Source organism: Pseudomonas sp. FBF18 (genome assembly GCF_024261405.1).
GTDB classification, from domain to species: Bacteria; Pseudomonadota; Gammaproteobacteria; order Pseudomonadales; family Pseudomonadaceae; genus Aquipseudomonas; species Aquipseudomonas palmensis.
The window spans coordinates 118,122-137,097 of sequence record NZ_QKRS01000003.1; the positions used below are offsets into that span (position 1 = coordinate 118,122).

The 18,976-nt window shown below is 67.2% G+C and carries 19 protein-coding genes; 3 read left to right on the top strand and 16 right to left on the bottom strand.

The window, feature by feature from the left end; genetic code table 11:
- Window position 1 precedes the first annotated feature (1 nt).
- From DN387_RS06485 to DN387_RS06520, 8 genes are all read right to left on the bottom strand, one after another.
- Window positions 2-2,020: a chemotaxis protein CheA gene (locus DN387_RS06485; protein ID WP_043861635.1), complete on the bottom strand. Its 2,019-nt coding sequence runs from the start codon at window positions 2,018-2,020 to the stop codon at window positions 2-4.
- Window positions 2,021-2,022: 2 nt separating this feature from the next.
- Window positions 2,023-2,349, bottom strand: a complete 327-nt coding sequence (locus DN387_RS06490) for a lipid asymmetry maintenance protein MlaB (RefSeq protein ID WP_054915917.1) — start codon at window positions 2,347-2,349, stop codon at window positions 2,023-2,025.
- A 5-nt stretch (window positions 2,350-2,354) separates the two neighbouring features.
- Entirely contained in the window at window positions 2,355-2,720 is a 366-nt protein-coding gene (locus DN387_RS06495; protein ID WP_043861637.1) for a response regulator, read from the bottom strand.
- A gap of 17 nt (window positions 2,721-2,737) precedes the next feature.
- Complete coding sequence (locus tag DN387_RS06500) at window positions 2,738-3,808, bottom strand: methyl-accepting chemotaxis protein (RefSeq protein ID WP_236171971.1); 1,071 nt, start codon at window positions 3,806-3,808, stop codon at window positions 2,738-2,740.
- A gap of 331 nt (window positions 3,809-4,139) precedes the next feature.
- Complete coding sequence (locus DN387_RS06505) at window positions 4,140-4,619, bottom strand: glycine zipper domain-containing protein (protein ID WP_043861639.1); 480 nt, start codon at window positions 4,617-4,619, stop codon at window positions 4,140-4,142.
- A 304-nt stretch (window positions 4,620-4,923) separates the two neighbouring features.
- Entirely contained in the window at window positions 4,924-7,260 is a 2,337-nt protein-coding gene (locus tag DN387_RS06510) for an FdhF/YdeP family oxidoreductase (RefSeq protein WP_054915919.1), read from the bottom strand.
- Window positions 7,257-8,093, bottom strand: coding sequence for a formate dehydrogenase accessory sulfurtransferase FdhD (gene fdhD, locus DN387_RS06515; RefSeq protein ID WP_054915920.1), 837 nt, complete (start codon window positions 8,091-8,093; stop codon window positions 7,257-7,259). The genes DN387_RS06510 and fdhD overlap by 4 nt, the downstream gene beginning before the upstream one ends.
- 94 nt (window positions 8,094-8,187) lie before the next feature.
- Entirely contained in the window at window positions 8,188-9,075 is an 888-nt protein-coding gene (locus DN387_RS06520; RefSeq protein WP_054915921.1) for a LysR family transcriptional regulator, read from the bottom strand.
- 84 nt (window positions 9,076-9,159) lie between these two features.
- Between DN387_RS06520 and lysM the strand changes: the two genes are divergently transcribed.
- Window positions 9,160-9,600 (top strand): peptidoglycan-binding protein LysM, encoded by a 441-nt coding sequence (gene lysM, locus DN387_RS06525; protein WP_043861643.1) that lies wholly within the window; start codon window positions 9,160-9,162, stop codon window positions 9,598-9,600.
- Window positions 9,601-9,683: 83 nt separating this feature from the next.
- Here lysM and yrfG read toward each other — a convergent pair whose 3' ends face one another.
- Entirely contained in the window at window positions 9,684-10,346 is a 663-nt protein-coding gene (yrfG, locus tag DN387_RS06530; protein ID WP_043861644.1) for a GMP/IMP nucleotidase, read from the bottom strand.
- A 73-nt stretch (window positions 10,347-10,419) separates the two neighbouring features.
- Here yrfG and nudE point away from each other — a divergent pair, with 73 nt between their 5' ends.
- Window positions 10,420-10,986 (top strand): ADP compounds hydrolase NudE, encoded by a 567-nt coding sequence (nudE, locus tag DN387_RS06535; RefSeq protein ID WP_043861645.1) that lies wholly within the window; start codon window positions 10,420-10,422, stop codon window positions 10,984-10,986.
- Window positions 10,983-11,810, top strand: a complete 828-nt coding sequence (cysQ, locus tag DN387_RS06540) for a 3'(2'),5'-bisphosphate nucleotidase CysQ (RefSeq protein WP_054915922.1) — start codon at window positions 10,983-10,985, stop codon at window positions 11,808-11,810. Before nudE ends, cysQ begins: the two co-directional genes overlap by 4 nt.
- Here the strand turns inward: cysQ and DN387_RS06545 are convergent.
- From DN387_RS06545 to rfbB, 7 genes are all read right to left on the bottom strand, one after another.
- Complete coding sequence (locus tag DN387_RS06545) at window positions 11,799-12,251, bottom strand: YiiD C-terminal domain-containing protein (protein ID WP_043861647.1); 453 nt, start codon at window positions 12,249-12,251, stop codon at window positions 11,799-11,801. The two genes, cysQ and DN387_RS06545, sit on opposite strands and share 12 nt — an antisense overlap.
- On the bottom strand, window positions 12,251-13,663 hold the full coding sequence (locus DN387_RS06550) for a sigma-54 dependent transcriptional regulator (RefSeq protein WP_043861648.1): 1,413 nt from the start codon (window positions 13,661-13,663) through the stop codon (window positions 12,251-12,253). Before DN387_RS06550 ends, DN387_RS06545 begins: the two co-directional genes overlap by 1 nt.
- Window positions 13,660-15,474, bottom strand: a complete 1,815-nt coding sequence (locus DN387_RS06555; protein WP_081315192.1) for an ATP-binding protein — start codon at window positions 15,472-15,474, stop codon at window positions 13,660-13,662. Before DN387_RS06555 ends, DN387_RS06550 begins: the two co-directional genes overlap by 4 nt.
- Window positions 15,475-15,618: 144 nt before the next feature.
- Entirely contained in the window at window positions 15,619-16,479 is an 861-nt protein-coding gene (gene rfbD, locus DN387_RS06560; RefSeq protein ID WP_054915923.1) for a dTDP-4-dehydrorhamnose reductase, read from the bottom strand.
- A complete protein-coding gene (gene rfbC, locus DN387_RS06565; protein WP_043861650.1) occupies window positions 16,476-17,021 on the bottom strand; it encodes a dTDP-4-dehydrorhamnose 3,5-epimerase in 546 nt (181 codons plus the stop codon). The genes rfbD and rfbC overlap by 4 nt, the downstream gene beginning before the upstream one ends.
- Window positions 17,012-17,893, bottom strand: coding sequence for a glucose-1-phosphate thymidylyltransferase RfbA (gene rfbA, locus DN387_RS06570; protein ID WP_054915924.1), 882 nt, complete (start codon window positions 17,891-17,893; stop codon window positions 17,012-17,014). Before rfbA ends, rfbC begins: the two co-directional genes overlap by 10 nt.
- Window positions 17,890-18,972, bottom strand: a complete 1,083-nt coding sequence (gene rfbB, locus DN387_RS06575; protein ID WP_043861652.1) for a dTDP-glucose 4,6-dehydratase — start codon at window positions 18,970-18,972, stop codon at window positions 17,890-17,892. The genes rfbA and rfbB overlap by 4 nt, the downstream gene beginning before the upstream one ends.
- Window positions 18,973-18,976: the final 4 nt, after the last annotated feature.

The window sequence follows — 18,976 nt, forward strand, 5'->3', positions numbered from 1 at the left end:
TCTATTCTCCGGAAGGGCTTGGCAACAGGTGCGGCGTCTCGCCTTCGGCGCGTTGCTGCGACTGGCGGAACAGGCTGGGGATATCGAGTATCAGCGCCACCTGGCCAGAGCCGAGGATGGTCGAGCCGCTGATGCCACTGAGGTGTTGGAACAGTTGCCCCAAGGGCTTGATCACGGTCTGCAGCTCGCCGTGCAACTGGTCGACGATCAGCCCGGCATGCTGCCGGCCCTGGCTGACCACCACGATGTTGCGGCGCACGCAGGCGCTGCGCGGCAGGCCGAAATGCGGTTGCAGGTCGATGCACGGCAGCGGCCGCCCGCGCAGGTTCAGGTGGCCCTGCTCGGCCTGGTTGGCGGGGGCCTCCATGCATTCGGTGACCATGTCCAGCGGGATCACGAAGTGCTCCTCGCCCACGCTCACCAGAAACCCGTCGATGATCGCCAGGGTCAGCGGCAGGCGGATGCGGAAGGTGCAGCCATGGCCGGCCCTGGAGTCGATCTCGATGACCCCGCGCAACTGGTCGATGGCGCTGCGCACCACGTCCATGCCCACCCCGCGTCCGGACAGGTTGGACACCTGCTCGGCGGTGGAAAAACCCGCTTCGAAGATCAGCAGGTGGATGTCCTGTTCGCTCATCGGCGAATCGCTGTCGAGCATGCCGCGGGCGATGGCCTTCTCGCGGATCTTCGCGGTGTTCAGGCCGCGCCCGTCATCCTGGATCTCGAGCACGATCATGCCCGAGTCGTGGTAGGCGTTCAGGCGCAGCTGACCCTGCTCGGGCTTGCCGGCGGCGCGGCGCTCGGCAGGGGCCTCGATGCCGTGGTCGATGGCGTTGCGCACCAGGTGCACCAGCGGGTCGGCGATGCGGTCGATCAGGGTCTTGTCCAGCTCGGTGTCGCCGCCGCTGATGGTCAGCGCAATCTGCTTGTCCAGCGCCTGACTCACATCGCGCACCACGCGGTGGAAGCGGTTGAAGGTCTCGCCCACTTCGACCATGCGCAGTTTCAGCGCCCGCTCGCGGATCTGCTCCACATGCTGCTGCACCGCCTGCACGCTTTCGATGCAGGCGGCGTGGGCACTGCGCAGGGCCTGCATCTGGGCGCCGGCGGTGGCGATGACCAGCTCGCCGACCAGGTTGATCAGCTCGTCGAGCTTTTGCGCAGCCACCTTGACCTGGCTGCTGGAGGCAGTGCGCGGCTCGCCAGCGGGCATCGATGGCAAGGGTGTGGCGGTTGCAGGCGCCAACGTTTGCGCCGGCGCGCGGGGTTCGGCCGGCAAGGCGGTATCGGTCGGCTCCTGGGCCTGCAGGCGCAGGGTGCAGAAGTCCTGCACCAGGGCGAACACGTCTTCGAGCTGTTCGCGGCTGGCGTCGCTGTGCAGGCTCACTTCGAAGCCCAGGTAGCAGGCCTCCGGGTCGAGGCTGTCGAGCTCCGGCACGGCCCAGGTGAGGGTCTGCAGGCTGAGGATGTCGCCCAGCCGCGCCAGGTAGCGGATGAACGCCGCCGGGTCGAAGCCGTTGCTCAGCAGCTCGCTGGCAAAGCGGATCGACAGGTGCCAGGTACGCAAGCGGGGCGCACCGTGCGGGGCTGCCAGCGGGTTGTCCACGGACGCGGGCAGCTCGCCCTGATGCGCCTGCAATGCCGCCAGCAGGGCGGCCTGGCGTGGCGTGTGCGCTGGCATGCTGACCTGCTGCGGGTCGATGCTGTCGAGCATCACCCCCAGTTCGTCCATGCACTGCAGCATCAACGAGGTGAGCGGAGCGTCCAGCACCCGCGCACCGTCGCGTACCCCCATCAGCAGGTTTTCCAGCTGGTGCGCCAGCGCCACCAGTGGGTCGAGGGAGAAGATCCCCGCCGAGCCCTTGAGCGTGTGCACGGCGCGAAACAGCGCGTTGATCGCCGCGTCGTCATCGGGGCGGGTTTCCAGGCGCAGCAGGCTGTCTTCGGCTTCCTTGAGCAGGTCGCGGGCCTCTTCGAGAAAGCCCTGCAGCAGCTGGCTCCATTGCTCGGCGTCGAACATGCTCACTCCTCGCACGGCACGGGGGTACCGGCCGGGCACAATGCGGGCAGGCGCAGCAGCTCCAGCAACGCCCGGGCGTTGCCCGGCAGGGCGATCACCTCGGCGTCGTGGCCATTTGCGCAGAGGGTCTTGTGCAGGCTCAGCAGCAGTTGCACGCCGGCACTGTCGAGCTCGTCCAGGCCGCCCAGGTCCAGTTGCCAGGGCACTGGCTGAGCGGGCAACAGGGCCAGCAACTGCTCGCGTGCGGCGCGCACCTCATAGATGGTCAGGTCGCCGTCCAGGCGTAGCCGTGCGGGGGTGTCGGCGGTGGCTGCGGCGAGTGTGAACATGCGCGTCAGCCAATCAGCTTTTCGACAGCCGCCAGCAACTGCTGGGGCTGGAACGGCTTGACGATCCAGGCCCGCGCTCCGGCGGCCTGGCCCTCGGCCTTCTTGGCCTGCTCGCTTTCGGTGGTGAGCATCATGATCGGGGTGAAGCGGTATTCGTTGCGCGCCTTGAGCGCCTTGACCAGGCCGATGCCGTCCAGGTTGGGCATGTTCACGTCGCTGATCACCAGGTTGATCTTCTGCCCGGTGAGCTTGTTCAGCGCGTCGCGCCCATCACAGGCTTCGATGACCTGGTGGCCGGCGCTGGCCAGGCTGATTTTCACGAGTTGGCGCATCGAGGCGGAGTCGTCCACGATCAGGATGGTCTTGGCCATGTTCAGGGCTTCCGGAGTTAGAAAAAGGTCACGTCGCTGCTGGATGCCGACTGGCTGTGGCCAGCCCGTTCCTCGCTGGTGGTGAAGCGCTGGCGCAATTGCTGCAGCCAGCCTTGCGGGTCGTGCAGGCGCGGGTCGTCGTGGGCCAGGGCATCGAGCAGTTGCAGCAGGTCGGCCTGCAGGTGGTCGAGCATCTGGTCGGCGCGATCCTGGAACTGCAGGCTGACCATGATCGCGTGGATATCTGCCTGGGTGGCGCGGGCATCCTGTTGCAGCGCCCGCGAGGCGCCGCCGAGGGCGTCGAGGTTACCGCCCAGGTCGCTGATCACCTCGTCGAGCACCTGCTCCAGCTCGCGCAGGTTGGCCTGCTCTTCGCTGCCCAGCGCGGTGGCGGCATCGATGCTGGACTGGATCGACTGGTTGATCTCGCCCACCTTGGCGTCCATCGACTGGCCGGTCTCGGCCGACAGGCTGGAGAGCTTGCGCACCTCGTCGGCGACCACCGAGAAGCCGCGGCCGAACTCGCCGGCGCGGGCAGCCTCGATGGCGGCATTGAGCGCCAGCAGGTTGGTCTGGCTGGCAACTTCCTGCACGCGCTTGGCCATCTGCTGGAGCTGGCCGGCGTAGCTGCCCAGATGATTGATGGTGGTCAGAAATTCATGCTGGCGCTGGCTGCTGGCGGCGAAGCTTTCGGTGACCCGGCGCAGACGCTGGTTGGCCTCGCGCAGGTTCTCGCCCACGCCGCCATTGGCCAGCACGTTGTCGGCGTCGTTGAGGCTGTGTTCCAGGCGCTGGTTGATGGCGCCGAAGCGTTCGAGCAACTGGCTGATGTTGTCGCCCAGCAGGGTTCGGCTCTGTTGGAGGCTGTCGATCCAGCTGGGCGTCACCACCGGCAGCAGGGTGTGCAGTGGCGGCTGTTCGAGCACGATGGGCGCGTCGCTGACCGCAGCCACCTGTGCCACGGGGCGCGGGCGCAGCAAGGTGCTGGCAAGCAGCACCAGCGACAGCCCGGCCAGGCCCAGGGGCAGCAGGTCGAGCAGCAGGCCGCAGGCGCCGAGGGCCGTGCCGATCCATATTCCCAGGTACATCCGCATTCCGTGCGCCCACTGCGTCGCTTAAGGTGGGGCGGATCATAGCGATTGCTATTTGACGTCAAAATCGGGACGCCCCTTAAGCCGACCCATCAGTCACAAAACAGTCGACGCAAACAGGCCCCTGCCGATGTTGATCGGACAGTCAATATAAAAGGCTGGAAAGCTGGCCGAACAACAGGCTCGAAGGTTTTCGCACAGGGGCCGGGGCGGGGAAAGGCTTAGGTGAATGGCTTAAGCCAATGGCGTGATGGCACATGGCTTGATTGCTACGTTTGCGGGTACAACTGCGGCGCTGCCGGCGCGGGGCCGGCAGCGTCGATGGAATTCAGCGGTGACGCCAGCGTTTGTCGTGCTTGCGATGGCCGTAGTGGTGGCCGCGATCGCGGTAGTGGCGGCGGTCGTCGTAGCCGCGGCCGCGGTTGTTGTAGCGGCGGTCTTCGTCGTCGCTCTTGTTGCCCATGTAGTTGCCCAGTGCACCGCCCGCACCGCCGCCGGCTGCGGCGCCGATCAGGCTGCCGGTGTTGCCGCCCACGCTGCGGCCCACCACGTTGCCGCCGGCCGCACCCAGTGCGCCACCGATGGCCGCCTCGCCGCGGCTGCGCTTGTCGGCACCTACCGCGCTACCGGCTGCACCGCCCAGGCCGGCGCCGATGGCCGAACCGGTGCTGCCACCGATCGACTGGCCAACCACCGAACCCAATACCCCGCCCAATGCGCCGCCGATACCGGCTTCGGTGGAGCCACCTGCCGAGGCAACGCCACTGAGCAGGCCGAGAGACAACAGCAGAATCGAGGAGTACTTCATAAGGGAGCCTCAAAGGGATGACGAGGCGATCCTGAGGCTCTGCAACACGCGCTGGCAACGCAAATCCGACGATTGGCACGACGTGTATACAATTTTATAAGTTACTGTTTTTACAGTGAAACTTAATGCGTTTTTGCGGGTCTGAGCTTACTTGGGACGAAGGCCCTGGCAGTGATACCAGGGCCTTTTTCTTGCCCGCAGTTATGCGCTGAACGAACTGGCCTCTTCGCTGGCAAGCCAGCTCCCACAGCGTTCTGCATGCGCCGCAAGACCCTGTGGGAGCCGGCGTTGCCGGCGAAGGGGCCTAGATGATCCTGGCCGTGGCGCTGGCCGCCTCGATCCTGATAGCCACGAACTTCGACGTCGGCGTATGGCTGCCATCGCCCACGCTTTCCAGCGGCACCAGCGGGTTCACCTCGGGGTAGTAGGCTGCCGCCTGCCCCGCCGGAATGTCGAACGCCAGCAAGGTGAAGCCCTTGACCCGGCGCTCGCGGCCATCGCCCCACAACGACACGATATCGGCCTTGTCACCGGGGTTGAAACCCAGCCGGATGATATCCGCCTCGTTGGCGAACAGCACGTCGCGCTGCCCCTTGACCCCACGGTAACGGTCATCCAACCCGTAGATGGTGGTGTTGTACTGATCGTGGGAACGCATCGACTGCATGATCAGGTCCGGCACCTGGCCGCTGGCGCGCACGCTCTCGTGCAGCAGGTCGTCGGGCAACGCATTGGCCTTGAAGTTGGCCCGCCCGCTGGGCGTCTTCCACTGGCGCTGGCCGGCGCTGTTGCCCAGGTAGAAGCCACCGGGGTGCTGCAGGCGCTGGTTGAACCCCTCGAACCCTGGAATGGTGTCGGCGATCAGTTCGCGAATGCGCCCATAGTCGGCCACCAGCCAGTGCCAGTCCACCGGTTTGCTGCCCAGGGTGGCGGCAGCGATTCCGGCGATCACCGCCGGCTCCGAGCGCATCTGGCGCGACAGCGGTTTGAGCTGGCCGTTGGAGGCATGCACCATGCTGAACGAGTCTTCCACCGTCACTGCCTGCGGGCCTTCGCCCTGCAGGTCGATATCGGTGCGTCCCAGGCAGGGCAGAATCAGCGCCTGCTGCCCGTGGATCAGGTGGCTGCGGTTGAGCTTGGTGCTGATCTGCACCGTCAGCTCGCAGTTGCGCAGCGCCTGTGCAGTGCGCTCGGTGTCGGGGGTGGCCTGGGCGAAGTTGCCGCCCAGCCCGATGAACACCCGCGCCTTGCCATCGAGCATGGCGCGAATCGCCTCCACCGTGTTGTGGCCGTTGTGGCGCGGCACGGCAAAGCCGAAGCGGCGCTCCAGTGCATCCAGCAGCGCCACCGGCGGGCGTTCGTTGATGCCCATGGTACGGTCGCCCTGCACGTTGCTGTGGCCGCGCACGGGGCATAGCCCGGCCCCTGGCACCCCAAGGTTGCCGCGCAGCAGCATCAGGTTGGCGATTTCCTGGATGGTCGGCACCGAGTGACGGTGCTGGGTGATGCCCATGGCCCAGCACATGATGACTTTTTCGGCCCGCGCATACATGCGTGCGGCCTGCTCGATATCGGCCAGGCCCAGGCCCGACTGCTGCACGATCTGCTCCCAGCTGCTGGCCTCGACCACTTCAAGGTAGGCCTCCACGGCCGCAGTGTGCTCGGCGATGAAGGCATGGTCGAACACCGCTGGCGCACCTGTTGCCTGCGCCTCGCGCTCCCACTGCAGGAGGAACTTGGCCATGCCGCGCAGCAGCGCCATGTCGCCGCCCAGGGCGGGGCGAAAATAGGCGGTGTTGGTCGGACGATCACCGTTGGTGAGCATCTCCAGCGGGTGCTGCGGGTGCTGGAAGCGCTCCAGGCCGCGCTCCTTGAGCGGGTTCACGCACACCACCTGGGCACCGCGCTTGACCGCTTCGCGCAGCGGTTCAAGCATGCGCGGGTGGTTGGTACCAGGGTTCTGGCCCCACACGAAGATCGCGTCGGCGTGCTCGAAATCGTCGAAGGTCACCGTACCCTTGCCGACCCCGACGCTCTGGCCCAGGGCCACGCCGCTGGCCTCGTGGCACATGTTCGAACAGTCCGGGAAGTTGTTGGTGCCGTAGGCGCGCACGAACAGCTGGTAGAGGTAGGCCGCCTCGTTGCTGGCCCTGCCCGAGGTATAGAACTCCGCCTGGTCGGGGCTGGTAAGGCCGTTGAGGTGGCGCGCGATCAGGGCGAAGGCGTTGTCCCAGCTGATCGGCTGGTAACGGTCGTTGGAGGGGTTGTACACCATCGGCTCGGTGAGCCGGCCCTGGTACTCCAGCCAGTAGTCGCTCTGGCCCAGCAGCGAGGTGACGCTGTGGCGGGCGAAGAAGGCCGCATCGACCCGGCGCTTGGTGGCCTCCCAGTTGACCGCCTTGGCGCCGTTCTCGCAGAACTTGACCATGCCGCTTTCCGGCGAGTCGCCCCAGGCGCAGCCCGGGCAGTCGAAGCCGCCGTTCTGGTTGGTCTTGAGCAGGGCGCGGATGTTCTTCAGCGCGTTGTCGCTGCCGATCCAGGCCTGCGCCACACTGCGCAGCGCGCCCCAGCCGCCGGCGGCGCCGTGGTAGGGCTTGTAGCGGGGGACCGGCTTCTGGTCGGCTTGATGATGCAGGCTCACGGGCGACTCTCCTGCGCCGGGCTGTAGACCCTTGGCGCACTGTGGTGCGGCAGGTGGATAAGGTTGAGCTGGTGGCGGCGCGCCCATTGCAGCGCCAGGCCGGTGGGCGCAGACAGGCTCACCAGGGTCTGGATGCCGGCGCGCAGCACCTTCTGGATCAGCTCCAGGCTGCAGCGGCTGGTGACTACCGCCAGTCCGCCGTCGAGGGCGATGTGCTGACGCACCAGGGCGCCGATCAGCTTGTCCAGGGCGTTGTGCCGGCCGATGTCTTCGCGGCCCAGCAGCAGTTCGCCCTGATCGTTCATGAACAGTGCCGCGTGCACCGCGCCGCAGTGCTGGCCCAGTGGCTGGAAGGCGCTGATGCGCTGGCGCAGGCCGTCCAGCCAGTGCGGCGGCGGCAGGGGCGCGCCGGGCAGCACCTGCAGATCGGGCAGCGCCTGCTCCACCGCCTCGACGCCACACAGGCCGCAGCCGCTGGTGCCGGCCAGTTGGCGGCGCTGGTTCTTGAGGTTCCAGAAGGCGCGGCTGGCTATCTGCACCTCGGCATGGATGGCCGAGCCGCTGGCCGTGAAGCTCACGTCATAGATGTCGTCGGGGGAGGCGATGATGCCGCTGCCGATGCTGAAACCGACGATGAAGTCGTGCAGATCGGTAGGGCTCACCAGCATCACCGCCTGGCTGATGCCGTTGTAGGCGATCGCCAGGGCCACCTCTTCGGCGAGGTCGGCGCCACCCTGGCTGTTGTCGTCAAGCTGGCGGTAGTCGTAGCGGTTGCTGGCAGCGGGCGCGGCCAGGGGCGTGGACGCCCCGCAGGCCGGGGGTTTGATGGTCATCGGCAGGTACCGGCAGGCAGGTCAGCCTTAAGCCTAGGCCTGCACTCGGGTATCGTCTAATCGCTACTGCCGATGCATTGATAGAGCGCGTCGATCACGCCGGGTCGAGCGACAGGCGGTACTCGGCGATGCAGGCCTCGGCCAGGGCCGAGCGCGGCGCGCTGCGGCGCATGATCAGCCCCAGGGGCGCCAGCGTGGTGGCCTGGTCTATCGGTTGCAGGCGCAGGTGCCCGGTGAGTGCTTCGAGCCCGGCGTTCAGCGGCATCACCGCGCAGCACAGGCCACCCTCCACCGCTTGCACCAGCTGATGAACGGCGTCGGTCTGCAACAGCAACTGCGGGGCCAGGCCGCGGGTATGGAAGGCGTGGTCGATGGACTGGCGAAAGTGCATGCCGGCGGTCAGCAGGCCCAGCGGCAGCTCGGCCACGGCCTCCCAGCTCAACGGCTGTTCGGCGAATGCGAAGTGACGTGGGTCGAACAGCAGGCCCATGCGTGTGTCGCCCAGGGGCAGGGCCTCGAAGCGCTCGCTGTCGAGACGCTCCAGGTAAGACACGCCCAGGTCCAGGCGGTTGCTCGCCAGCTGGTCGAGAATCTGTTCGGAGCTCAACGCGCTCAGCTCGAAACGCAGCTCGGGGTGCTGGCGGTGCAGGCGCTGCAGCAGCGGCAGCGGGTCGAAGCTCGACAGCGGCACCACCCCCAGGCGCAGCGTGCCGGCCAGGTGCCCTCGACAGGCGGCGGCCTCGGCGTACAGGCCGTCGTAGGCCGAGAGTACCGAGCGCGCCCAGGCCAGCACGCGCTCGCCCTGGGCGGTGAAGCCCTCGAAACGCTGGCCGCGGTTGACCAGCGGCAGGCCCAGTTCGCGCTCCAGGTTGCGCAGGCGCATCGACAGCGTGGGCTGGGTCACGTGGCAGCGCGCGGCGGCCTGGCCGAAGTGGCGGGTTTCATCCAGGGCGATGAGGAATTTGAGTTGTTTGATATCCATCGTCGTTCCGGGGCATTGGCAGGCGAAGCATTCTATCTTGTCCTAGACTGCCTGCTCCGGTCATTGATACCTAAGGAGCACAGGATGAGCATTTTTAGTTTCGTGAAAGAAGCGGGTGAAAAACTGATCGACCTGCTCACCCCCGGCAACGCCAAGGCTGACGACCAGTTGAAGGAGCACGTGCAGAAGGTCGGCCTGGGCAACCCGAACATCCAGACCACCGTCGACGGCGACAAGGTCACGGTCAAGGGCGAGGTAGGCAGCCAGGAAGAGAAGGAGAAGATCCTGCTGGCGCTGGGCAACATTGTCGGCGTGGCGTCGGTGGACGACCAGCTCACCGTGACCGGCCCGGTCGTGGCGGCGGCGCGTTTCGTGGTGGTGAAGAAGGGCGACACGCTGAGTGCGATTTCGTTGGCTGTGTATGGCAATGCCAACCAGTACAACAAGATCTTCGAGGCCAACAAGCCGTTGCTGAGCCATCCCGACAAGATCTACCCGGGGCAGACGCTGCGTATTCCGGAGTAAGGCTCCAGCTTGGTGGTGCAGTCTTCGCCGGCAACGCCGGCTCCTACAGGTAAGGTGCCTTGTGTAGGAGCCGGCGAAGCGGCCTACAGCCCCTGCAACAAGTCCCGATAATCTTCCTGCGCCGCAAACTCCGCCGTATCCCGCGGCCCCTTGCGGCTGTCCGGCTGGCGCACTGCCAGCAGGTGCGCCACGCCAAAGTCGCGCGCGCTGCGCAGTATCGCCAGGGTGTCGTCGATGAACAGGCTGCGTGCCGGGTCGAACCCGGTATCCGCGTGCAATGCGCTCCAGAACTGCTGGTCTTCCTTGGGGAAGCCATAGTCATGGGAGCTGATCAGCCGCTCGAAATAGGGCGCCAGCGCCACCCGCTCCAGCTTCAACGACAACGAATCGCGATGGGCATTGGTGATCAGGATCACCCGCTTGCCGGCCTGGCGGATCGCCTGCAGAAAGGTGTCGGCGTCCGGGCGCAGCGCGATCAGGTCGGCCGTTTCCAGTTTCAGCTCGCGCACCGGCAGCTTCAGCTCGGCACTCCAGAAATCCAGGCAGTACCAGTTCAGCGAGCCGGCGTGGCGTTCGAACAGTGGCTGCATTTCCAGCTCGGCCATCGCACGGCTGATGCCATGCAGCTCGGCGTAGCGCTGGGGCAGGTGCTCCAACCAGAAGTGGTTGTCGTAGTGCAGGTCCAGCAGGGTGCCGTCCATATCCAGCAATACGGTATCGATGTCGTGCCAGGCCAGGGAGGGCATGTGAAATATTCTCGTTCGATCCAGACTCGGTGGACGGTATAGTACCCCGTTACCGCCAAGGAGCCGCCCCCTCATGCGCCAGAAACCCACTGTCCTCAGCCGCGAAATTGTTGCAAGCAGCCGCCTGTTCCGTGTCGAAGCGGTCGAGCTGCGCTTCAGCAACGGCACCGAACGTACCTATGAACGCCTGGTCGGGCGCGGCAACGGCTATGGCGCGGTGATGATCGTGGCGATGCTCGATGCCGAGCACGCGGTGCTGGTGGAGGAATACTGCGGCGGCACCGACGAGTACGAGCTGTCGCTGCCCAAGGGCCTGATCGAGCCCGGTGAAGACGTGCTGGCGGCGGCCAACCGTGAACTCAAGGAAGAGGCCGGCTTCGGCGCCCGGCAGCTGGAACACCTGACCGAGCTGTCGCTGTCGCCCGGCTACATGAGCCAGAAGATCCAGGTGGTGCTGGCCACCGACCTGTTCGAAGAGCGCCTGGAGGGCGACGAGCCCGAGCCGATGCGTGTCGACAAGGTCAACCTGCGCGAGCTCTCGGCCCTGGCCCAGCATCCGCAGTTCTCCGAAGGGCGGGCGCTGGCGGCGCTGTACCTGGTGCGTGACCTGCTGACCCAGCGCGGCGTGTTCGGCGCATGAACGACCGCGAACTGATGCAGCAGGTGGTGCAGCTGACCCGGCAGGCGGGCGCTGCCATCCTGCCCTTCTGGCGTGCGGACGTGGTTGTGCAGACCAAGCTCGATGCCTCGCCGGTGACCGCAGCCGATATCGCCGCCCACCACGTGATCGCCGCCGGCCTGCAGCGGCTGGCGCCCCATATCCCGGTGCTGTCCGAGGAAGACTGCGACATCGGCCTGGCCGAGCGCCAACAGTGGCAGCGCTGGTGGCTGGTGGACCCGCTGGACGGCACCAAGGAGTTCATCGCCGGCAGCGAAGAGTTCACCGTCAACATCGCCCTGATCGAACAGGGTCGGGTGGTATTCGGCGTGGTCGGGGTGCCCACCACGGGGCGTTGCTACTACGGTGGCCAGGGCCTGGGCGCCTGGCATGAAGACCCGCGTGCGCCGGCAGCGCCGATCAGCGTGCGTGCGGCGCCGCCTGCCGGCACCCCGTTCACCGTGGTCGCCAGCCGCCGCCACAGCAGCCCCGAGCAGGAGCGCCTGCTGGCCGGCCTGAGTGCGGCGGTGGGTGAGCTGGAGCTGACCTCCGTGGGCAGCTCGCTCAAGTTCTGTCTGCTCGCCGAAGGCGCCGCCGACTGCTACCCGCGCCTGGCGCCGACCTCGCAGTGGGACACCGCCGCCGCCCAGGGCGTGCTCGAAGGCGCCGGCGGCGAAGTGCTGGGCCTGGACGGCCAGCCGTTCGCCTACCCATCCCGCGAAAGCCTGCTCAATCCTTTCTTCCTTGCCCTGCCAGCCGCAGCGCCGTGGCGCGCCAGCCTGCTGGCGCTCGCCTCAGCGGTGTAGCACGTACTGCCCGCCGAACTGCACGGCGGGCGTTTCACTGCCTTCGTTGAACACCTGGGTGTGCAGGGTCAGGCGCGCGCGGCCGTAGCGCTGGTAGGTGGCCACGAAGCGCTCCCAGACCTTGGCCTCGGGCGCCGCGCACACCGCCACGCCGGCGCCGGTGACCGGCAGCGGGTAGCTGATCTGGCCTTCCTGGATGACGATATGCCCGTCGCCGATGCCCGCCTCGCGCAGGCGCAGGTGCAGCCAGCCCCAGCCTGCCAGCACGGCCGCGCAATACAGGCTGCCGCCGAACATGGTGCTCTTGTGGTTGACGTTGGCCGCCAGCGGCAATTGCAGGCGCAGCCGCTGGTGCTGCCAGTCGAGCACCTGCAGGCCCATCTCGCGGGTCAGCGGGATGTCGGCATGCAGCACGTCCTGCAGGTAATGGCTCGGGTTCATCAGCGGTTGTCCTCGGTGTCGTCGGTGCCACTGGCATTGCTGTCGGCAAAGCTCAGGCCGTGTTTGCGCAGCTTGTCGTGCAGGGTCTTGCGCGGCACGCCGAGGGCTTCGGCCAGGCTGCGCATCGAGCTGTGCGGTCGGGTCAGTTCGGCGGCGATCAGCGAGCGTTCGAACTGCTCGACCTGGTCGCTGAGGTTGCCGCTGCCCGGCGCTGCCTGCGCCTGATCGACCGGGCCTGGGCTGTCGCCGTCCAAGGCCAGCTCCAGGCCCAGGGCGAAGCGCTCGGCGGCGTTCTGCAGCTCGCGCACGTTGCCCGGCCACGCATGGCGCAGCAGCGTCGCACGTTGCGCCGGTTGCAGCACGTGGGGGGGCAGGCCGTGGCGTTCGCTGGCGGCGTCGGCAAAGTGCTGGAACAGCATCAGCACATCGTCGCCGCGCTCGCGCAGGGGGGGGATGCGCAGCGGCGCGACGTTTAGGCGGTAATACAGGTCGGCCCGAAAACGCCCCTGGTCGGCGGCCTGGCGCAGGTCTTCCTTGGTGGCGGCGATGATGCGGATATCCAGCGGGATCAGCTGGTTGCCGCCCAGGCGCTCGACCACCCGCTCCTGCAGCAGGCGCAGCAGCTTGACCTGCACATCCAGGCTCATGCTCTCGATTTCATCGAGAAACAGCGTGCCGCCATTGGCGAATTCGAACTTGCCGATGCGCCGCTTCTGCGCCCCGGTAAAGGCCCCGGGCTCGTGGCCGAACAGCTCGCTCTCGACCACCGATTCGGCCAGGGCACCGGCGTTGATCGCCACGAACGGGCCGTCGCGCCGGCTCGACAGGTCGTGCAGCGCGCGCGCCACCACCTCCTTGCCGGCGCCGGTCTCGCCCAGTATCAGTACATCGGCGCGGGTGCCGGCCAGCGCGCCGATCTGCTCGCGCAGCCTGGCCATCGGGGTCGACTGGCCCACCAGGCGCGTGCTCAGTTGCTGGCGGTCGCTCAGGGCCAGGCGCAGGCTGCGGTTGTCCAGCACCAGGCGGCGCAGCGCCAGGCCGCGGCGCACGCTGTCGAGCAGGGCGTCGCTGGCGAAGGGCTTTTCGAGAAAGTCGTAGGCCCCGGCGCGCATCGCCTGCACCGCCAGCGGCACGTCGCCGTGGCCAGTGATCAGCAGCACCGGCAGGTCCGGGTCCTGGGCATGCAGTTGTTCGAGCAGTTGCAGGCCGTCGATGCCGGGCATGCGGATATCGCTCACCACCACCCCGGGCCAGTCGCTTTCCAGGCGCGCGGCCAGGCCCTGAGCGTCGCTCAGGGGCAGCACGCGCAGGCCGGCGAGGTCCAGGGTCTGGCTCAGGGCCTGACGCAGGTGCGGGTCGTCATCGACCAGGACGACCTGGGTGCGGCTGTCGATCAGTGTGTCGGTCGTCATGCCGAGGAGTCCTCCGAGGTTTGAAGCGCGGCGCCGGGGGTGGCCACGCGCAGTTGCAGGGTCAGCAGCGCACCGCCTTCCGGGTGGTTGGCCAGCACCAGCTCACCGCCCAGCGCGTTGATCAGCGTATCGCAGATCGCCAGGCCCAGGCCCAGGCCCTGGGTGCGCGTCTTGGTGGTGAAGAACGGCTCGCGTGCGCGCAGCAGGGCCTGGCTGCTGAAGCCCGGGCCGTTGTCGCGAATGGTCAGGTAGACGCTGCCTTCGCGGCGTTCGGCACTTAGCCAGAGCTTGCGCGGGTTGGCCTTTTCGGTCAGTGCGTCGAGGGCGTTGGCCAGCAGGTTGCCCAGTACCTGGCGCAGGCGGGTTTCGCCGGCCTGCACCCACAGGGTGGCCTCGGGCAGGTCGCGCACCAGTTCCACCGCCATCGCCCGGCGCCGCTTGGCCAGCAGGGCCAGGGCGTCGTCCAGTGCCGGCTGCAGCGCCACGCTTTCCGGCGCATGCCGGTCACGCCGGGCGAAGGCGCGCAGGTGGGCGATGATCGAGGCCATGCGCCCGGTCAGTTCGCTGATCAACTTGAGGTTGCTGCGCGCATCGTCGGTGCGCTGGTGGTCGAGCAGGATCTCGGCGTTCTCGGCGTAGCTGCGGATCGCCGCCAGCGGCTGGTTGAGCTCATGGCTGATGCTTGCCGACATGGTGCCCAGCACCGACAGCTTGCCGGCCTGCACCAGCTCGTCCTGGGCGCGCACCAGTTCCTGCTGGGCCTGCTCGCGCTCCAGCACTTCGGTCTTGAGGCGGCTGTTGAGGCCTTCGAGGGCGGCGGTGCGTTCGGCCACGCGCAGCTCCAGCTCCTGGCGGGCGCGGGCCTCGAAGTCGAGGCGGTCCATGTAGTTGCGCCGGCGCTGCATCACCAGCCCGAGCAGCAGCATCACCACCAGCAGGGTGGCGGCGCCGATGAACAGCACCGTGCTCACCGAGCGGTCGACCAGGGTGCGCGGGGCCAGGATGCTGACCTGCCAGCCGGTCTCGGGGATGGCCTGGGTCTGGGTCAGCCAGGCATCGGGGTTGAGCCTGAGGGGCTTGGGCGTGGTGGTGGGGTAGGGCTGGATCGCCACGATCGCATCGCGCTCGGCCTCGCTGAGCGGGCGCGTGGCGCGAAAGCGCCAGTCGGGGCGCGAGGTGAGGATCACCACGCCGTTGTGGTCGGTCACCAGCAGTTGCTCGGGGGTCTTGCCCCACAGGGTTTCGGTGTGGTCCAGGTCGATCTTGGCCACCAGTACGCCGATCACCTGGTCGCCGTCGCGCACTGCTGCGGCGAAGAAGTAGCCGCGCTTGGCCGAGGTGGTGCCCTGGCCGAAGAAACGCCCCAGCCGGCCCTGCATGGCTTCGCTGAAGTAGGGGCGGAACGAGAAGTTGCGCCCGGCAAAGTTGTCGTGCTTGTTCCAGTTGGAGGCCGCCAGGGTGTTGCCGTTGACGTCCATCAGGTACATCACCTCGGCGCCGGTCTGCGCGCAGATGTCGTCGAGCAGGCGGTTGGCGTTGGTCAGGGTCTCGAGGCGTATCGGGTCGGCCAGCACCGCGCGCAATGCCGGCAGGTCACCGAGGATCTGCGGCAGGGTCTCGTAGCGGTGCAGGGTGCCCAGCAGGTTGGCCACGTACAGGTCCAGGGTCTGGCGGTTCTGGCTGGCCAGTTCCTCCTGGTAGTAGTGCTCGGCCAGGCGTTGCAGTGGCCACAGCAGCGGCGCCAGGCACAGCGCTAGGAGGGCCAGGCTGCGCCAGCGCGGACGGCGGGGTAGGGTCGGGGTCATGGTCATCGCAAACCGGGCTTTGGTGGGGGGGCGCGTTGCAGCCCATCGCGGGTCAAGCCCGCTCCCACAAGGCCACTGATTATCCCGTGGGAGCGGGCTTGACCCGCGATGGCGTCGCAAAGGGCGCAGAAACGTTGGGCGCATTATGCGCTACTTCAGGCACTCGATCAGCGCTTGACGCCAGTCTGGCTGCTCCACCTGCCACTGCTGGCGCAGGCGGCTGCAGTCCAGGCGCGAGTTCAGTGGGCGCTGCGCCGGGGTCGGGTATTCGCTGGACGGGATCGGCAGCAGCTGCGCGCAGGGCCTGCCCTGAGCCTTCAGATGCTCGCCGATGGCCTGGGCGAAACCGAACCAGGAGGTCTGGCCCTGCGCGGTCATGTGGTAGGTGCCCCACGCACCCGCCTGCCCGGCCTGCCAGCGCTGGATCAACGCCAGGGTGCTGGCGGCCAGGCTACCGGCCCAGGTCGGTGCACCGATCTGGTCGGCGACCACGCGCAGCTGCGGTTTTTCCTGCAGCAGACGCTGCATGGTCAGCAGAAAATTGCGCCCGTGCAACGAGTACACCCAGCTGGTGCGCAATGTCAGGTGCGCGCCGCCCACGGCATGGATGGCCTGCTCGCCAGCCAGCTTGCTGCGTCCGTACACGCTCAGGGGGTTGGGCGCGTCGTCTTCGGTGTAGGGCGTGGCCTTGCTGCCGTCGAACACGTAGTCGGTGGAGTAGTGCAGCAGCGGTACGCCCAGCCGTGCGGCCTCCTCGGCAAGTACACCGGGTGCAGTGGCGTTGATGGCGAAGGCCAGCGCAGGTTCGTTTTCGGCCTGGTCGACTGCGGTATAGGCGGCGGCGTTCACCAGCAGGTCGGGGCTCAGCTCGCGTACTACCTGGCGGATGCGTTCGGGCTCGGCCAGGTCAAGCTGTTCGCGGCCCAGTACATGCACCTGGCCCAACCCGGCCAGGCGCTGCTGCAGGGCCTGGGCGAGCTGGCCATTGCGCCCGGTGATGAGGATTTTCATGGGAACAGGTCGGCGTCCTTGAGCAACTGGCCGACCTGATCCTTGGCCGACAGCTGCGGCGGTGCGTCCAGTTGCCAGTCGATGGCCAGCTGCGGGTCGTCCCAGCGAATGCAGCGCTCGGCGCTCGGGTTGTAGTAGTCGGTGGTCTTGTACAGGAACTCGGCGCTGTCGCTGAGCACCCGGAAACCGTGGGCAAACCCCTGGGGGATCCACACCTGCCGGTGGTTGGCGGCCGACAGGTGTACCGCCACCCATTGCCCGAAGGTCGGCGAGCTGCGGCGGATATCCACCGCCACGTCCAGCACCTCGCCCTGGGTCACGCGCACCAGCTTGCCCTGGGGGTTGTGCACCTGATAGTGCAGGCCGCGCAGCACGCCGCGCAGCGAGCGCGAATGATTGTCCTGCACGAACTGTGCATCGATGCCGGTTGCGGCCCTGAAGGCCTGGGCGTTGAAGCTCTCGTAGAAGAACCCGCGGTCATCGCCGAACACCCTGGGCTCGAGGATCAGCACGTCCGGTAGCGCGGTGGCGATCACTTCCATTGCTGGTCTCCGGTCAGGCCGTACAGGTACTGGCCGTAGCCGGTCTTGCCGAAGGCCTTGGCCCGTTCCAGCAGACGCTCCTGGCAGATCCAGCCCTGCTGGAAGGCGATCTCTTCAAGGCAGGCGACCTTCAGGCCCTGGCGATGCTCGATGGTCTGCACGTACTGCGAGGCCTCCAGCAGGCTGTCGTGGGTGCCGGTGTCGAGCCAGGCGAAGCCACGCCCGAAGCGCTCCACGCGCAGGTCGCCACGGCGCAGGTAGGCATTGTTGACATCGGTGATCTCAAGCTCCCCACGCGGCGAAGGCTTGATGTCGCGGGCGATGCGCACCACGTCGTTGTCGTAGAAGTACAGGCCGGTGACCGCGTAGCTGGACCTGGGCTGCGCGGGCTTTTCTTCGATCGACAGGGCGTTGCCTGCCGCGTCGAACTCGATCACGCCGAAACGCTCCGGGTCCTTGACCCAATAGCCGAACACCGTTGCGCCGCTGGAGTGGGCGGCGGCGCGCAGCAGTTGCTCGGTGAAACGCTGGCCGTGGAACACGTTGTCGCCCAGGATCAGGCACACCGAGTCGTCACCGATGAACGATTCGCCGATCAGGAACGCCTGGGCCAGGCCGTCGGGCGAGGGCTGCTCTGCATACTCGAAGTGCACCCCGAACTGGCTGCCGTCGCCCAGCAGCTGGCGAAAGTGTGGCAGGTCGTGAGGGGTGGAGATGATCAGGATCTCGCGGATGCCGGCCAGCATCAGCACCGAGATCGGGTAGTAGATCATCGGCTTGTCGTATACCGGCAGCAGCTGTTTGGAAATGCCCAGGGTGATGGGGTGCAGGCGCGTGCCGGAGCCGCCTGCCAGTACGATGCCTTTGGTCATGCAATCAGGTCCTTGAAATCGCTGTTGCCCAGGCGCTGGCCCTGGTAGCTGCCGTCCTGCACATGGCGGCACCATTCCAGGTTATCCAGATACCACTGCACGGTCTTGCGCAGGCCGGTGGCGAAGGTTTCTTCAGGGCGCCAGCCCAGCTCGCGCTCGATCTTGCCGGCGTCGATGGCGTAGCGCAGGTCGTGGCCGGGGCGGTCCTGCACGAAGGTGATCAGGTCGGCATAGCGCGCCACGCCCGCCGGGTGTGCGGGGGCCAGCTCTTCGAGCAGAGCGCAGATGGCGTGCACCACCTCGAGGTTGGTCTGCTCGTTGTGCCCGCCGATGTTGTAGGTCTGGCCCACCTCACCTGCGGTGACCACCTTGAGCAGGGCGCGGGCATGGTCCTCGACGAACAGCCAGTCGCGCACCTGCTGGCCGTTGCCGTACACCGGCAGCGGCTTGCCCGCCAGGGCGTTGAGGATCACCAGCGGGATGAGTTTTTCCGGGAAGTGGTACGGCCCGTAGTTGTTCGAGCAGTTGGTCAGCAGCACCGGCAGCCCGTAGGTGCGCTGCCAGGCGCGCACCAGGTGGTCGGACGCGGCCTTGCTCGCCGAGTAGGGCGAACTGGGTGCGTAGGGGGTGGTTTCGGTGAACAGGTCGTCGACCCCATGCAGGTCGCCATACACCTCGTCGGTGGACACGTGATGGAAGCGAAACGCCTCGCGCTCGGCGGCCGGCAGCGTGCCCCAGTAGGCGCGGGTGGCTTCGAGCAGGCTGTAGGTGCCGACGATGTTGGTCTGGATGAACGCCGCCGGCCCGTCGATGGAGCGGTCGACATGCGACTCGGCTGCCAGGTGCATGATCGCCTGGGGCCGGAAGCGCTCCAGCACCGCGCTCACCGTGGCCTGGTCGACAATATCGGCCTGCACGAACTCGTAGCGGGTATTGCTGGCGATGCTGTGCAGCGACTCCAGGTTGCCGGCGTAGGTCAGCTTGTCCAGGTTGAGCACGTGGTGGTCGGTGTGCTCGATCAGGTGGCGGACCAGCGCCGAACCGATGAAGCCGGCACCGCCGGTGATGAGTATGCGCATGTCG

What these genes read in the sequence shown, in the direction of transcription:
- DN387_RS06550 (WP_043861648.1), bottom strand. Translation starts at nt 13,663, where the DNA reads ATGACGACCGACACACTGATCGACAGCCGCACCCAGGTCGTCCTGGTC.
- rfbD (WP_054915923.1), bottom strand. Translation starts at nt 16,479, where the DNA reads ATGAAAATCCTCATCACCGGGCGCAATGGCCAGCTCGCCCAGGCCCTG.
- nudE (WP_043861645.1), top strand. Translation starts at nt 10,420, where the DNA reads ATGCGCCAGAAACCCACTGTCCTCAGCCGCGAAATTGTTGCAAGCAGC.
- lysM (WP_043861643.1), top strand. Translation starts at nt 9,160, where the DNA reads ATGAGCATTTTTAGTTTCGTGAAAGAAGCGGGTGAAAAACTGATCGAC.
- DN387_RS06520 (WP_054915921.1), bottom strand. Translation starts at nt 9,075, where the DNA reads ATGGATATCAAACAACTCAAATTCCTCATCGCCCTGGATGAAACCCGC.
- DN387_RS06500 (WP_236171971.1), bottom strand. Translation starts at nt 3,808, where the DNA reads ATGTACCTGGGAATATGGATCGGCACGGCCCTCGGCGCCTGCGGCCTG.
- DN387_RS06505 (WP_043861639.1), bottom strand. Translation starts at nt 4,619, where the DNA reads ATGAAGTACTCCTCGATTCTGCTGTTGTCTCTCGGCCTGCTCAGTGGC.
- rfbA (WP_054915924.1), bottom strand. Translation starts at nt 17,893, where the DNA reads ATGACCAAAGGCATCGTACTGGCAGGCGGCTCCGGCACGCGCCTGCAC.
- fdhD (WP_054915920.1), bottom strand. Translation starts at nt 8,093, where the DNA reads ATGACCATCAAACCCCCGGCCTGCGGGGCGTCCACGCCCCTGGCCGCG.
- yrfG (WP_043861644.1), bottom strand. Translation starts at nt 10,346, where the DNA reads ATGCCCTCCCTGGCCTGGCACGACATCGATACCGTATTGCTGGATATG.
- DN387_RS06555 (WP_081315192.1), bottom strand. Translation starts at nt 15,474, where the DNA reads ATGACCATGACCCCGACCCTACCCCGCCGTCCGCGCTGGCGCAGCCTG.
- DN387_RS06545 (WP_043861647.1), bottom strand. Translation starts at nt 12,251, where the DNA reads ATGAACCCGAGCCATTACCTGCAGGACGTGCTGCATGCCGACATCCCG.
- DN387_RS06490 (WP_054915917.1), bottom strand. Translation starts at nt 2,349, where the DNA reads ATGTTCACACTCGCCGCAGCCACCGCCGACACCCCCGCACGGCTACGC.
- rfbB (WP_043861652.1), bottom strand. Translation starts at nt 18,972, where the DNA reads ATGCGCATACTCATCACCGGCGGTGCCGGCTTCATCGGTTCGGCGCTG.
- DN387_RS06485 (WP_043861635.1), bottom strand. Translation starts at nt 2,020, where the DNA reads ATGTTCGACGCCGAGCAATGGAGCCAGCTGCTGCAGGGCTTTCTCGAA.
- DN387_RS06495 (WP_043861637.1), bottom strand. Translation starts at nt 2,720, where the DNA reads ATGGCCAAGACCATCCTGATCGTGGACGACTCCGCCTCGATGCGCCAA.
- rfbC (WP_043861650.1), bottom strand. Translation starts at nt 17,021, where the DNA reads ATGGAAGTGATCGCCACCGCGCTACCGGACGTGCTGATCCTCGAGCCC.
- cysQ (WP_054915922.1), top strand. Translation starts at nt 10,983, where the DNA reads ATGAACGACCGCGAACTGATGCAGCAGGTGGTGCAGCTGACCCGGCAG.